This is a genomic window from Bradyrhizobium quebecense (assembly GCF_013373795.3).
GTDB classification, from domain to species: Bacteria; Pseudomonadota; Alphaproteobacteria; order Rhizobiales; family Xanthobacteraceae; genus Bradyrhizobium; species Bradyrhizobium quebecense.
In genome coordinates, this window is record NZ_CP088022.1 from 6,500,787 (window position 1) to 6,514,981 (window position 14,195).

A 14,195-nucleotide genomic window follows, 5' to 3' on the forward strand; every position below is an offset into this window, starting at 1 on the left:
TAGCGGCGTCTCGAAGGATGCACGGCCGTGATGCCGCCGCGCGGAAAGAGCGGGGCCGTCGCCCTTCGAGGCTCGCTCCGCTCGCACCTCAGGGTGACGGAGAGAGAACGTTTTTTCGCTAGCTCGAGATCCGCGCGTCGGCGACTGCCTTCTTGAACAGCGCGTTCATCGCGTCCGCGATGCCTTGCGTCGGGCTGACCTCGAAATAGAAGCCCGGCGATGCACAGGTCTGCATGTTCTGCGCGATCTGGCTGTTCGGCGAGGGGCCGAACGGGCCCTGATTGAACGGATCGATCCAGGTCATGTACCAGTTGTTGGTCGGCAGCTGCAGATAGGTGGTGTAGAGCACCGCGATCTTGATGTTGCGCTTCTTGATCGCATCGCAGAGCGCCGGATTGATCGGCGACTGGCAGCGATTGCTGCCGGTGATCGGCTTCAGGCAGCTTGAATTCGGCTCGTCGGCGACCCCGTCAGATACGAAGAACAGGTATTTGAGCGGCGCCGACGACGTGCCCGCGCCCGGGTTTGCGATCGCATTGTTGATCTGGGGAAAAATCGCGGTGAACTGGCTGTCCTTGTCCGCGGTGTAGGCATCGTTGTTGCCGTAGACGCCCATCAGATCGATGTTGCCGGCCGCCGACTTCGCGCTCGACAGGCTTGACGACAGCGAGAACAGACTTCGCAGTCCGTAGGTCGCTGAGGACGCGCCGAAGTCATAGATCGCCATGCGGAACTGGCTCGAATAGGTCTGGGTCGCCGCCGCGGTGTCCATCAATTGCTGGGTCGCGCTGCGAAGCACGTCGATCCGCGTCGTGACGCCAAGCGATTTCGCCAGATTGTAGTAGTTGTTGGGGTCGTTGTAGTCGTGGCAGGCGAAAGCGCATTGGTCGTTCGGCTTGAAGCTGTTGCCGGTGGTGGCCGTGACCAGCTTGGCGACGTCCGTCGGCGTGGCGCCGACCCCCATCGACGGCGAATTGTCGAGCAGCAGATAGAAATCGATATAGAGCGGCATGTTCGCGGTCGAGGTCGAGGTGCCCGACACCGACACCTTGCTCCGCCCCAGCACGCCGAGGAACATGGTCGGGACATCTGCGGTGAATTGGACCGTCGAGGTGATGGTGCCGCCGCTCTTGGTCATGGTCGGCGTCACGCTGGTCAGCGTGAAGCCGTTCTGGTTGAAGACGTTGCCGTTGAAGATCTTCCTCGCGTCGGCCTCGCCGGCCGAGATCTCGCCGTCCGAGGTCATGGCGCCGGCCGCGATGAAGCCGGGCGACGCCTTGGCGACCGATCCGACGCTCGCCGCGTCGGCAGCGGATATCAGCTTGCTCCGGATCTGGTTGGCGCGGGAATAGTCGACCGCGCATCCGACCGCGATTAGGAGCGGCAGCAGGGCCAGGCCGAAGATCATCGCGATGTTGCCGGAGCGATCGCGGCGGAAACGGCTGACGGTCCGGAGCAAGGTGCGCATGGGTTATATCGGCAGAGAAAATGATGGGCTGATAAATCAGGACCTTCACTCTGCCGACCGCGCATTAAGGCCGGCTTATCGCGAATGCAGAAAAAGCGCAGGCACAAATCGTTTGGCTGACGGCGCGTTGCTGGTTAATGAAAGCTTGCAAGACCAGAAGGAACATTCGTGCTGCATGGCTGACATTAAGCTGACCCTCGTCGTGGCCTGCGCGCTGGTCGACGCCGACAAGCGCGTGCTGCTGGCGCAGCGTCCCGAAGGCAAGGCGTTGGCGGGGCTTTGGGAATTCCCCGGCGGCAAGATCGAGCCCGGCGAGCGGCCGGAACAGACCCTGATCCGCGAGCTGCATGAAGAGATCGGCATCACCGTGAGCGAGCCGTGCCTTGCGCCGCTGACCTTCGCCAGCCATGCCTACGAGACCTTCCATTTGCTGATGCCGCTCTACATCTGCCGGCGCTGGGAGGGCATGGCGGTGGCGCGCGAGGGCCAGAACCTGGCCTGGGTCCGCGCCAGCAAGCTGCGCGACTACCCGATGCCGCCGGCGGACATTCCGCTACTGCCGCATCTGATCGATCTGCTGCTGTGATCTTAGCCTCCCCCGCTGGCGGGAGAGGCGGCTACCCAAAATATCGAAAACAACCCCATGCACAGTAGCCGGCGGCGGCCGGCGTTCGGCCAAGCGACTTGACGCGTCGGGCAACTCACAGGTATTTTCCAATATTCCGAAATCGCGCAAGCAGCCGCCGCCACGGGGGCGATCGCATTTGGCATCTGTGCGGACTTCTGCCACGGCCACAGTCCCGATGCGGCCCGCGGACATCCCGCTGCTGCCGCATCTGATGGATTTGCTGCTGTGATCTCTTCATCCTCCCCTGGAGGGGGAGGATCGATGCGCATGAAGCGCAGCGGAATGCGGATCGAGGTGGGGTGACGGTCTCTCAACACGGGCACTGTTCGAGTTGAGAGACCGTCACCCCACCTCGCCGCTCATTTCATTCGCGTCGATCCTCCCCCTTCAGGGGAGGATGAAGCCTTCACCGCCGCTTCCAGACTCGCCTTCGCCGAGCCCGGCTTGAGCGGCTTCGGCTGGCTTTCGTGCGGGGCCCAGCCGGAGAGCCAGACGATGTCGAAGGTGGCGCGGATGCGGCCGTCGGGGTCGGCGAAACGTTCGGCATAGATCTGCGCCATGCGCAGCATGGTGGCGCGGCGGGTGGGGGTGTGACGGCGCTCGCGCAGCACATTGGTCGCGCCCATCCGCCTGAGATCGGCCATCAATGCGAACGCGCTGGCGTAGCGCACCACGACGCGGTCGACATCGGTCACCGGCAGCGCGAAGCCGGCCCGCTGCAACAGCGCGCCGATGTCGCGCAGATCGGCGAATGGCGCGACGCGCGGCGACACCCCGCCCTCGCACTCCGCCTCCGCCGCGGCAAAGCTTTGCCTGAGCTCGGTCAGCGTGTCGCCGCCGAGCATCGCCGCGAGCAGCAGCCCATCGCCCTTCAGCGCCCGGCGAAGTTGCGCCAGCACGCCCGGCAGATCGTTGACGAACTGGAAGGCGAGCGCGGAGACCACGAGATCGAGCGATTCCGGCAGCAGCCCGAGCGCTTCCGCCTCGCTAAAACCGATCGCATCGACCGCCGCGACACGTCCGCGCAGGGCCTCCGTGATCCCATCACCCGGCGTCCAGACGTCGGCCGCGGAAGAAAAGCTGCGCGACACCGCCAGCAAGCGGTCGGCCATGTCCTCTGTGACCCGCTCGAGCAGGAACGTCGCCGCCCCCTCGCGCCGCGCGCGCGCCAGCCGCGCGCCAAGCAGTGCGCGATCGAACAGGATGGGGGCCGTGGCCGGGGTCGGTGCCATCCGCGCTGGTTACGCCGGACCGCCGCAGCAGGCAATGCGCGCCTTGAGCCCGTGCGGCTCAAACGCTAGCCTCATCAGGCATGGACGCCGAAGCATCACCGACACGCTCCATTTCAGGTCACATCCAGCGTGCGCTCGGCACAGTCGGGGGCGCGTGGTTGCGCACCGCGCGGCTGGCGCTCGACATCGCGCTGCCGACGCTGTGCGTGTCGTGCCGCGAGCCGGTCGATGGTGCCGGCGTCTGCGCGGTCTGCTGGGCCAAATTGTCGTTCATCGCGCCGCCGTTCTGCCCGCGGCTCGGGATTCCCTTTGTCTACGATCCCGGGCCGGAGCTGCTCTCGATGGAGGCGATCGCCAATCCGCCGGCCTACCAGCGCGCCCGCGCCGCGGTGCGCTATGACGACGTCGCGCGCACCTTGGTGCATGCATTGAAATATCAGGATCGCACCGATCTGGCGCCGACAATGGGCCGCTGGATGGCGCGGGCGGGGAAGGAATTGCTCCAAGGCGCCGACATGCTGGTGCCGGTTCCCCTGCATTGGCGGCGCGGCTGGAGCCGGCGCTACAACCAGTCCGGCGCGCTCGCCAAGGTGATCGCGCGCCAGAGCGGCGTCAAAATGGTGTCCGAGGCGCTGCGGCGCACCCGCGCCACCAAGCAGCAGATCGGGTTGTCGCGCAAGGACCGCGCCAGCAATGTGCAGGGCGCATTCGGGGTCGCCGATGAACGCAAGGCTGACATCCAGGGCCGCCGCGCGATCCTGGTCGACGACGTCCTGACCTCAGGCGCCACGGTGGATGCCTGCGCGCGGGCGCTGTTGCGCGCCAAAGCCGCGCAGGTCGACGTGCTGGTGTTTGCCCGGGTTGTCGATACCCACCGCGCTCCCATATAATCTGTCACTCAGGTTCAACCGAGCACACCATGACCGCTGCCATCGAAATCTATACCCGCCCGGGCTGCGGTTATTGCACCGCGGCCAAATCGCTTTTGACGCGCAAGAACGCCGCGTTCACCGAATTGAGCGTTGCGAGCAACCCGGCCTATCGCGACGAGATGTACGACCGCGCCGGCGCCGGGTCGACGTTCCCGCAGATCTTCATCGACAAGACCCATGTCGGCGGCTGCGACGAGCTCTACGCGCTCGACCGCGAGGGCAAGCTCGACGGCCTGATCAGCAACGGAGGCGGCGCCTGATGAGCACGGACAACATTTTCACCGCCGCCATGGTGCAGATGCGCACCGGATTGCTGCCGGAGCCCAGCCTCGAGCAGGGCACGCAGCTGATCCGCGAAGCTGCGGCGCAGGGCGCCAAATACGTGCTGACCCCCGAAGTCAGCAACATGATGCAGCTGAACCGCAAGGCGCTGTTCGAGCACCTGGCCAGCGAAGAGGACGACAAGTCGCTGCAGGCCTATCGCGCACTGGCCGCCGAACTGAAGATCCATCTGCATATCGGCTCGCTGGCGCTGCGCTACTCGCCGGAGAAGGCGGTCAACCGCTCGTTCCTGATCGGGCCCGAGGGCAATGTGCTCGCGAGCTACGACAAGATCCATATGTTTGACATCGATCTGCCGGGCGGCGAGAGCTATCGCGAATCGGCCAACTACCAGCCCGGCGAGACCGCCGTGATCTCCGACCTGCCCTGGGGCCGGATCGGGCTGACGATCTGCTACGACGTGCGCTTCCCGGCGCTGTATCGTGCGCTTGCCGAGGCCGGCGCGTCCTTCCTCACCGTCCCCTCCGCCTTCACCCGCAAGACCGGCGAAGCGCATTGGCACATGCTGCTGCGCGCCCGCGCCATCGAGACCGGCTGTTTCGTGTTCGCAGCGGCGCAGGCCGGCCTGCATGAGAACAAGCGCGAGACCTTCGGGCATTCGCTGATCATCGACCCCTGGGGCGAGATCCTCGCCGAGGGCGGCGTCGAGCCCGGCGTGTTCCTGGCCGAGATCGATCCCGCCAAGGTCGAGACCGCGCGCAAGACCATCCCTTCACTTCAGCACGGCAGGCGTTTCGGCATCGCCGACCCCAAGGCCGGCCCGGAGCATCTGCACCTCGTCCGGGGTTCGGCATGATCCGCTACACGCTGCGCTGCGAGCGCGGCCATCAGTTCGAGAGCTGGTTCCAGAGCTCATCGGCCTATGAATCGCAGGAGCGGCGTCACCTGATCGATTGCCCGTCCTGCGGCTCTGATAAGATCGAGCGCGCGATCATGGCGCCGCAAATCGTCAGCAAGAAGGGCCGCGAACCGGCGCAGCCGGCGCCAGCCGCTCCCGTCGAGGCACCTGTCAGTGAATCGACGTCACTGATGATGGCCCAGGAGCGCGAGCTGCGCAGCAAGCTGAAGGAACTGCGCGACCATATCGTGAAGAACGCCGACAATGTCGGCGAGCGCTTCCCGAACGAGGCACGCAAGATGCATTACGGCGATATCGAGCACCGGCCGATCTATGGCGAGGCCTCGCCCGAAGAGGCGCGCGCGCTGATCGACGAAGGCGTCGAGGTCTCGCCGCTGCCGACGCTGCCGGAAGACCGGAATTGACGCGCACCGCTTCGCTCCCGTCATTGCGAGGAGCGAAGCGACGAAGCAATCCAGCTTCGTGCTTGTTGCGCTATGGATTGCTTCGCTTCGCTCGCAATGACGGGTGGGCTAAACCGGCCGAGCGTCCCGAATGACCCCCGAAACATTCTCTTCCTGGCAGGTCTGGGCGTTCCTTTCGGCTATTTTCGCCGCGCTGACCGCGATCTTCGCCAAGGTCGGCGTCGAGGGCATCAACTCCGATCTCGCCACGCTAATCCGCACCGTGGTCGTGCTGATCACGCTGTCGGCCATCCTGTTCGCGACCGGGCAATTCACCCAGGCCGGACCGATCTCGGGCAAGAGCTGGCTGTTCCTGCTGCTGTCCGGGCTCGGCACCGGCGCGTCGTGGATCTGCTATTTCCGCGCGCTCAAGCTCGGCCCCGCCACACTGGTCGCGCCGATCGACAAGCTCAGCGTGGTGCTGGTGGCGCTGTTCGGCGCCGTGTTCCTCGGCGAGCGCCCCTCGGCCTATGGCTGGATCGGGATCGCGCTGATCTCGGCCGGCGCGGTGCTGATCGCCGTGAAGGGGTAGTCTTACGCGGCAATCAGCAGCGCGACGCCGATCACGATCAGGACGATGCCGATCACCTCACGCAGCGAGAACGGCTGCTTGAGCGAGAAATACGCCACGCCCTGCGCGAACAGCACCTCGATCAGCGCCAACGTCCGCACATTGGCGGCGGCGGTGAGCGCGAACGCCAGGAACCAGAACTGCGAGGAGAACGCGCCCATGAAGCCCGCGAACATCGAGGGCCGCCACAGGCCGAGGATCTTTCGCAGCACGTCGGGCGCGCGCAGCAACAGATAGACAGACAGGATCAGCGTCTGGACGAACAGGCTCCACATCAGCGTGTAGGAGGCCGCCGTCACAAACGAGACGCCGGGCACGGCAATGATCGCGCCGCGAAAACTCACCGCCGAGATCGCGAACACCGCAGCGGCGCCGAGGCCGAGCACGGTCGGGCGCAGATCGGCAAAGCTCCTTGAGCCGCCCGGCCTGAGCGCGGTGACGACGACGCCGATGGTTGCGATCACGATCACGATCACCTTAGGCGTCGTGAGATGGTCGCCGAGGAAGATGAAGCCGAAGATCGCGGTCTGGATCGCCTCGGTCTTCATGTAGGCCGTGGTCACCACGAAGGAGCGGTCGTTCATCGCCAGCAGCATGAAGCCGGTGCCGACGATCTGGCTGAGCGCGCCGGACAACAGCCACGGCCAGAATGAGTCCGCCGGCCACGGCACGCGATCGCCGGTCAGCAGCATCGCCAGCGCGAAAAACACCACCGAAAACGGCAGGCCGAACAGGAAGCGGATATTGGTCGCACCCCAGGTCCCGAGCGGCCCGGTCAGATGCCGCTGCATCGCATTGCGCGCCACCTGCCCGAACGCAGCGACGATGGTGAAGGGAATCCAGAGCGAGGCGATTGTGAGCATGCGGGAAGGGAAATGTGCCGGGCAGGATTACGCGCGCAGCGTGCCGATTACCGCCGACGCGGTCAATCGAAACGGCGCATGACTGGATTGCGTCCCTACTCCCTCGCCCCGCTCTTGCGGGGAGAGGGTTGGGGTGAAGGGCTGCTTCCGCAAATTCGACGAGCGACGCGCGCGGAGAGTCCCCCTCACCCGGATTGCTTCGCAATCCGACCTCTCCCCGCAAGCGGGGCGAGGTAACGAGCTCACACCTCCTCCGCCACCACCATGTAGTTCACGTCCATGTCGGTCGAGACGGTCCATTTGTCGGCGAGCGGGTTGTAGACCACGCCGGCCTGCTCGGTGACGGTGAGATTGACGTCGCCGAGATAGCGCTCGAGCTCGGCGGGGGTGACGAACTTGCTCCAGTCATGGGTGCCGCGCGGCAGCCAGCGCAGCACGTATTCGGCGCCGACGATCGCCAGCGCAAAGCTCTTCCAGTTGCGGTTCAAGGTCGAGACCACCATCAGCCCGCCGGGCTTGAGCATGACGGCGCAGCGCTTGATGAAGGCGCCGACATCGACGACGTGCTCGACCACCTCCATCGCCAGCACGATGTCGAAGCGCTCGCGTGCGTCCATCTCCTCCACCGTGGTGCAGCGGTAGTCGATCGACAGATGGCCCTTGTCGGCATGCAGCTTCGCGGCCGCGATGTTGGTGGCGGACGGATCGATCCCGATCACCTGGGCGCCGAGCCGGGTGAACGGCTCGCACAGCAGGCCGGCGCCGCAGCCGATGTCGAGCAGGCGCAGGCCGGACAGGCAGCTCAGGCTCTTGGCGTTGCGCTCGAACTTGCGGCAGGCGGCGTCGCGGATATAGGTCAGGCGCAGCGGATTGATCTTGTGCAGCGGCGCCATCTTGCCGCGCGGATCCCACCATTCATCCGACAGTTTCGAGAACTTCGCGATTTCGGCCGGATCGACCGAGGCGGCGGTGGAATTGGAAAGCGTTGTGGTCATGATTGCGCGCGCCCCTATCGCGCGGTGATCGAATTGCGAAACGACAGCGGCGAGGCGATGGTCTTGATGGTCTCGATGCCCTCGCCGACGCCGCGGATGGTGACGTCGCCATAATTGAGCAGGCGCCCCATGATGCTCTGGTTGACGTCGACGCTCTCGACCTTGTCGAGGCTCATCTCGAAGGTGCGCCGCTTGATGAAGCCGGTTTTGTGCACGACGCGGAAATTGGTCACGTCAGTCTCGGTAGTCCAGCGATGGAACCAGGCCGCGCCGGTCCAGTACAGCGCCGCGACCGCGACCACGGCGGCGCCCGTAAGGCAGGCCAGCACCAGGCCGTCGACCGTCGTCATCCGTGACAGGATCAAGAGCGCCAGGACCAGGATCCAGGCCGCGATCGCCGGCAGATAGAACATCCAGTGCGCGTTGGTGGAATACAGCACCTTCTCGCCAGGCTGCAGGATTTCGTCGATGTAGCGTCCCATCCAATCCGCCTTCGCGTTGCCCCCGCGTTACCCTTGCGCCACAGCCGGCCTCAACCGGTAAAACACCCCCAAAAGACCCTCGGGGGACCCCTACCAACCGGCTTGCCCCCGGGCGCGGCGCTATGTATACGCGCCTTTCGGTGCCCGCGCTTGCGGTTTTCGGCGTGGGTTAACCTACTTATCCTCTTAAAGGAATAGACGCGTCGTCATGGGCCGCCTCGTGATGAAATTCGGCGGTACGTCCGTCGCCAATATCGATCGTATCCGCAACGTCGCCCAGCACGTGAAGCGCGAGGTCGACGCCGGCCACGAGGTCGCCGTCGTTGTCTCCGCGATGTCCGGCAAGACCAACGAACTGGTGGCCTGGTGCACCGAGGCCTCGCCGATGCACGACGCGCGCGAATATGACGCGGTGGTCGCCTCCGGCGAACAGGTCACTTCGGGCCTGCTCGCGATCGTGCTGCAGGGCATCGGCATCCAGGCGCGCTCCTGGCAGGGCTGGCAGATCCCGATCAAGACCTCGGAGGCGCATGCTTCGGCGCGCATCCTCGATATCGACGGCAGCGAGATCATCGGCCGTTTCAAGGAGCGCAAGGAAGTCGCCGTGATCGCCGGCTTCCAGGGCATCAACCCGCAGACCGGCCGCATCACCACGCTCGGCCGCGGCGGTTCGGACACTTCGGCGGTGGCGATCGCGGCCGCTTTGCGCGCCGACCGCTGCGACATCTACACCGATGTCGACGGCGTCTACACCACCGATCCGCGCGTGGTGCCGAAGGCGCGCCGGCTCGACAAGATCGCATTCGAGGACATGCTGGAGCTGGCCTCGCAGGGCGCCAAGGTGCTGCAGGTTCGCTCGGTGGAACTCGGCATGGTGCACAACATGCCGATCTTCGTACGCTCCAGCTTCGACAAGCCAGAGGATATCGACCCGCACGCCAACCAGCCGCCGGGCACGCTGATCTGCAGCGAGGAGGAAATCATGGAAATGCACGTCGTCACCGGCATCGCCTTCTCCAAGGACGAAGCCCAGATTTCCGTGCGCCAGATCGAGGACAAGCCCGGCGTCGCCGCGGCGATCTTCGGGCCGCTTGCGGATGCCAACATCAACGTCGACATGATCGTGCAGAACGTGTCGGAGGACGGCAAGACCACCGACCTCACCTTCACCGTGCCGGCCACCGACTACAACCGCGCCAGGGACACCATTACCTCCGCCAAGGCCAAGATCGGCTACGCCAGGCTCGACACCGCGACCGATGTCGCCAAGGTCTCGGTGATCGGCAGCGGCATGCGCAGCCATGCCGGCGTCGCGGCGAAGGCGTTCAAGGCGCTGGCCGATCGCAACATCAACATCCGCGCCATCACCACCTCCGAGATCAAGTTCTCGGTCCTGATCGACGCCGCCTACACCGAACTCGCGGTCCGCACGCTGCACACGCTGTACGGGCTGGACCAGGCGTAGGGCTTTGGGAAACCCTCTCCCCTTGTGGGAGAGGGTGGTTTCAATGCGTTTAGCATCGAAACCGGGTGAGGGGTCTGCCTCCGCGGATAGAGATCCCTCATCCGTCGCGGACTGCGCGTAGCCGATGCGCAGCATCGGCGTTTCCAAGAACGGCGGCCGCAGGCCGCCTGTGGCCACCTTCTCCCACAAGGGGAGAAGGAAGAGGGCCTCCGGTACCCACATCCCGGAGTTAGAATTTCTCTTAGCGGGCGCAGCATCGGGCTGACGCAGACGTTATTTGCTACTGGCAGGCGTTTTGCTTGGCAAAGCGAGCCTCGATTGGCTATACGGCCAGTCAGGTGGGCTGTCGCAAACTGTGGCACAGTTTGTGCGATCCCGAATCGGCGGGAACTGGCGCGAGCGGCGACGCCGAATGACTAAAATTGTTGTGTTTGACGAGTTTTGCGCCAACGGCCGGCCGGCCCCGTGCGCCGGCCTGGTGGGGAGGGACTGAAGCACATGCGGAGCGCGTCGGGAGGCCCCCGCGTCCTGTTGAGGCGGCTCCGCGAAACCATGGCGGAGCAAGTCTCCGCCCAGGAACGCCTCGACAAGATCGTGGTGCTGATCGCGGCCAACATGGTGGCCGAGGTCTGCTCCTGCTACGTGCTGCGCATCGACAACACGCTCGAGCTCTACGCCACCGAGGGTCTGAACCGCGACGCCGTGCACCGCACCGTGCTGAGCGCGCATGAGGGCCTGGTCGGCCTCGTCGCCAGCGAGGCGACGCCGCTCAATCTCTCCGACGCGCAAAGCCATCCCGCCTTCGCCTACCGCCCGGAAACCGGCGAAGAGATCTACCACTCGTTCCTCGGCGTGCCGATCCTGCGCGCCGGCAACACGCTCGGCGTGCTTGTGGTGCAGAACCGCGCCAAGCGCACCTATGTCGAGGAAGAGGTCGAGGCGCTGCAGACCACCGCCATGGTGCTGGCGGAGATGATCGCCTCAGGCGAGCTTGCCGCGCTGGCCCAGCCCGGCGCCGAGCCCGCCGCGCGGCACTCGCTGCACAAGACCGGCGCGGTGCTCTCCGACGGCATCGCGCTCGGCCATGTCGTGCTGCACGAGCCGCGCGTCGTCATCACCAACTATATCGCCGAAGACCTGCCGAAGGAGATCAAGCGGCTCGACACTGCGCTCGCCAATCTGCGCGCCGATCTCGACCGCATGCTGGAGCGCGGCGACGTCGCCGAAGGCGGCGAGCATCGCGATGTGCTGGAAGCCTACCGCATGTTCGCCAACGACCAGGGCTGGTCGCACAAGCTGCATGAGGCGGTCGCCACCGGCCTCACCGCGGAAGCCGCCGTCGAACGCGTGCAGTCCGACACCCGCGCGCGCATGCTGCGCTCGACCGATCCCTATTTGCGCGACCGCCTGCACGATCTCGAGGATCTCGGCCATCGCCTGATGCGGCAACTGGTCGGCCAGGACCATGCGCCGACGCGCGAGCAGCTGCCCGACAACGCCATCCTGATCGCCCGCGCGATGGGCCCCGCAGCGCTGCTCGACTATGACCGCAAGCGGCTGCGCGGCCTGGTGCTGGAGGAAGGCACCGCGAATTCCCACGTCTCGATCGTGGCACGCGCGCTCGGCATTCCCGCGGTCGGCGAGGTGCCGAACGCGCCCGGCATTGCCGATCCGGGCGATGCCATTATCGTCGACGGCATTTCCGGCGAGATCTATGTCCGCCCCTCCGCCGAGATCGAATCCGCCTACGCCGAGCGCGTCCGGTTCCGGGCGCGGCGGCAGGCGCAATATTCGGCGCTGCGCGACAAGCCCTGCGTGACCAAGGACGGCCAGCCGATCGAGCTCCTGATCAATGCCGGCCTGACCATCGACCTGCCGCATATCGAGGACACCGGCAGCGCCGGCATCGGCCTGTTCCGCACCGAATTGCAGTTCATGGTGAGCCCGAGCCTGCCGCGTTCGAGCGACCAGCTCGCGTTGTACCGCACCGTGCTCGATGCCGCGGGCACCAAGCCCGTCACCTTCCGCACGCTCGACATCGGCGGCGACAAGGCGCTGCCCTACATGGAGACCGTGGTCGAGGAAAATCCCGCGCTCGGCTGGCGCGCGATCCGGCTCGGCCTCGACCGCCCCGGCCTGCTGCGCGGCCAGATCCGCGCACTGCTGCGCGCCGGCGGCGGACGTGCGCTGAAGATCATGTTCCCGATGATCTCCGAGATCGCCGAGTTCGACCAGGCCAAGGCGATCGTCGAGCGCGAGCTGACCTATCTGCGACAGCACGGCCATTCGCTGCCCGAACGGATCGATATCGGCACCATGGTCGAGGTGCCGGCCCTGCTCTACCAGCTCGACGAGCTGCTGAAGAAGGTCGACTTCGTCTCGGTCGGCTCCAACGACTTGTTCCAGTTCCTGTTCGCGGTCGACCGCGGCAATGCCAAGGTCTCGGAACGCTTCGACATCCTGTCGGCGCCGATCCTGCGCGCGCTGCGCGACATCGTGCGCAAGGCCAAGATCGCGAAGAAGGCCGCTTCGCTGTGCGGTGAGATGGCGTCGAAGCCGATCGGCGCGCTGGCGCTGATTGCGCTCGGCTATCGCTCGCTGTCGCTGTCGGCGACCGCGCACGGCCCGGTCAAGGCGTTGATCCTCGACCTCGACGCCAAGAAGGCCGAGGCGATGATCAATCCGCTGCTGGACGCGCCGGTCGGCAGCGTCTCGATCCGCGGGGCGCTGACGAAGTTTGCGGAAACCGAGGGGCTGGCCTTGTAGCGACGCTGCCGTCGCCTCTGCCACCCCTTCGCGCTTTCAGCAATTCGAGACTCCGCCATGCTACCCGAAGCCAAACTCGACGTCCTGCTCGCCCATCACGCCTCGCTGGAGGCCGAGCTGCTCGGCCAGGTCAACTCCGAGCGCTATGTTGCGATCACGCGCGAGCTCGCCGAGCTCAATCCGCTGATCGATGCGGTGAAGACCTATCGCTCTGCCCGATCGGAACTCGCCGACACCGAGGCGTTGCTGGCCGATGCGGGGACCGATCCCGAGATGCGCAGCATGGCGGAAGCCGAGCTGGAGACGCTGCAGGCGCGCATCGGCGATCTCGAGCAGAAGATCCGGGTCGCGCTGTTGCCGAAGGACGCGATGGACGACCGCAACGTGGTGCTGGAAATCCGCGCCGGCACCGGCGGCGACGAGGCCTCGCTGTTCGCCGGCGACCTGTTCCGGATGTATGAGCGCTTCGCGGCCTTGCAGGGCTGGAAGGTCGAGGTGATCTCGGCGAGCGAAGGCACCGTCGGCGGCTACAAGGAAATCATCGCCGAGGTGCAGGGCCGCGGCGCCTTCGCCAAGCTGAAATTCGAGTCCGGCGTGCACCGCGTGCAGCGCGTGCCCGACACCGAGACGCAGGGCCGCATCCACACCTCGGCCGCTACCGTCGCCGTGCTGCCCGAGGTCGAGGACGTCGACGTCGACATCAAGGACACCGACTTGCGGATCGAGACCATGCGCGCCGGCGGCGCCGGCGGCCAGCACGTCAACAAGACCGAATCCGCGATCCGCATCACCCATCTGCCGACCGGCATCGTGGTGATGATGCAGGACAGCCGCTCGCAGCACAAAAACCGGGCGTCGGCGATGAACATCCTGCGCTCGCGCATCTATGACGCCGAGCGCCAGCGTGTCGATGCCGCGCGCTCCGCCGACCGCAAGGAGAAGGTCGGCTCCGGCGACCGCTCGGAGCGCATCCGCACCTATAATTTCCCGCAAGGGAGAGTCACCGACCACCGTATCAACCTGACGCTCTACAAGCTGCCGCAGGTGATCGCGGGCGAGGCGCTCGGCGAACTGATCGATGCGCTGACCACCGAGCATCAGGCCGCGCAGCTCGCGGCACAGGGCGCGGCGGCGTGAACCGATCCGGCT

The 14,195-nt window shown here is 65.8% G+C and carries 14 protein-coding genes; 9 read left to right on the plus strand and 5 right to left on the minus strand.

The features are described 5' to 3' along the window. Positions 1–118: 118 nt before the first annotated feature. On the minus strand, positions 119–1,468 hold the full coding sequence (locus HU230_RS31290; RefSeq protein ID WP_176528514.1) for a TadE/TadG family type IV pilus assembly protein: 1,350 nt from the start codon (positions 1,466–1,468) through the stop codon (positions 119–121). Positions 1,469–1,643: 175 nt separating this feature from the next. On the opposite strand from HU230_RS31290, the gene HU230_RS31295 reads away from it, so the two are divergent. Continuing rightward, positions 1,644–2,054, plus strand: a complete 411-nt coding sequence (locus HU230_RS31295; protein ID WP_176528513.1) for a (deoxy)nucleoside triphosphate pyrophosphohydrolase — start codon at positions 1,644–1,646, stop codon at positions 2,052–2,054. A gap of 401 nt (positions 2,055–2,455) precedes the next feature. Here HU230_RS31295 and HU230_RS31300 read toward each other — a convergent pair whose 3' ends face one another. After that, entirely contained in the window at positions 2,456–3,328 is an 873-nt protein-coding gene (locus HU230_RS31300) for a methyltransferase domain-containing protein (RefSeq protein ID WP_176528512.1), read from the minus strand. An 80-nt stretch (positions 3,329–3,408) separates the two neighbouring features. Here HU230_RS31300 and HU230_RS31305 point away from each other — a divergent pair, with 80 nt between their 5' ends. The 5 genes from HU230_RS31305 to HU230_RS31325 all read left to right on the plus strand — a co-directional run bounded on the left by HU230_RS31305 (position 3,409) and on the right by HU230_RS31325 (position 6,436). Beyond that, positions 3,409–4,218 (plus strand): ComF family protein, encoded by an 810-nt coding sequence (locus tag HU230_RS31305; protein WP_176528511.1) that lies wholly within the window; start codon positions 3,409–3,411, stop codon positions 4,216–4,218. 29 nt (positions 4,219–4,247) lie between these two features. After that, a complete protein-coding gene (gene grxC, locus HU230_RS31310) occupies positions 4,248–4,520 on the plus strand; it encodes a glutaredoxin 3 (RefSeq protein ID WP_176528510.1) in 273 nt (90 codons plus the stop codon). Then, positions 4,520–5,398 (plus strand): carbon-nitrogen hydrolase family protein, encoded by an 879-nt coding sequence (locus HU230_RS31315; RefSeq protein WP_176528509.1) that lies wholly within the window; start codon positions 4,520–4,522, stop codon positions 5,396–5,398. The genes grxC and HU230_RS31315 overlap by 1 nt, the downstream gene beginning before the upstream one ends. Further along, complete coding sequence (locus HU230_RS31320; RefSeq protein WP_176528508.1) at positions 5,395–5,865, plus strand: DUF1178 family protein; 471 nt, start codon at positions 5,395–5,397, stop codon at positions 5,863–5,865. The genes HU230_RS31315 and HU230_RS31320 overlap by 4 nt, the downstream gene beginning before the upstream one ends. A 130-nt stretch (positions 5,866–5,995) precedes the next feature. Continuing rightward, positions 5,996–6,436, plus strand: coding sequence for an EamA family transporter (locus HU230_RS31325; RefSeq protein ID WP_176528507.1), 441 nt, complete (start codon positions 5,996–5,998; stop codon positions 6,434–6,436). 2 nt (positions 6,437–6,438) lie between these two features. Here the strand turns inward: HU230_RS31325 and HU230_RS31330 are convergent, their stop codons facing one another. The 3 genes from HU230_RS31330 to HU230_RS31340 form a co-directional block, all read right to left on the minus strand. Continuing rightward, positions 6,439–7,338, minus strand: coding sequence for a DMT family transporter (locus tag HU230_RS31330; RefSeq protein WP_176528506.1), 900 nt, complete (start codon positions 7,336–7,338; stop codon positions 6,439–6,441). A 242-nt stretch (positions 7,339–7,580) separates the two neighbouring features. Further along, positions 7,581–8,333, minus strand: coding sequence for a bifunctional 2-polyprenyl-6-hydroxyphenol methylase/3-demethylubiquinol 3-O-methyltransferase UbiG (gene ubiG / locus HU230_RS31335; protein WP_176528505.1), 753 nt, complete (start codon positions 8,331–8,333; stop codon positions 7,581–7,583). A gap of 14 nt (positions 8,334–8,347) precedes the next feature. Then, a complete protein-coding gene (locus HU230_RS31340) occupies positions 8,348–8,815 on the minus strand; it encodes a PH domain-containing protein (protein WP_176528504.1) in 468 nt (155 codons plus the stop codon). Positions 8,816–9,023: 208 nt separating this feature from the next. Here HU230_RS31340 and HU230_RS31345 point away from each other — a divergent pair, with 208 nt between their 5' ends. The 3 genes from HU230_RS31345 (at position 9,024) to prfA (ending at position 14,183) form a co-directional block, all read left to right on the plus strand. Next, positions 9,024–10,280, plus strand: a complete 1,257-nt coding sequence (locus tag HU230_RS31345; protein ID WP_176528503.1) for an aspartate kinase — start codon at positions 9,024–9,026, stop codon at positions 10,278–10,280. Positions 10,281–10,778: 498 nt separating this feature from the next. Beyond that, positions 10,779–13,046, plus strand: a complete 2,268-nt coding sequence (gene ptsP / locus HU230_RS31350; protein WP_173640104.1) for a phosphoenolpyruvate--protein phosphotransferase — start codon at positions 10,779–10,781, stop codon at positions 13,044–13,046. A gap of 57 nt (positions 13,047–13,103) precedes the next feature. Next, positions 13,104–14,183 carry a peptide chain release factor 1 gene (prfA, locus tag HU230_RS31355; protein WP_173640103.1) on the plus strand — a complete coding sequence of 360 codons (1,080 nt, stop codon included), beginning with the start codon at positions 13,104–13,106 and terminating at the stop codon, positions 14,181–14,183. The last annotated feature ends 12 nt before the right edge of the window (positions 14,184–14,195 follow it).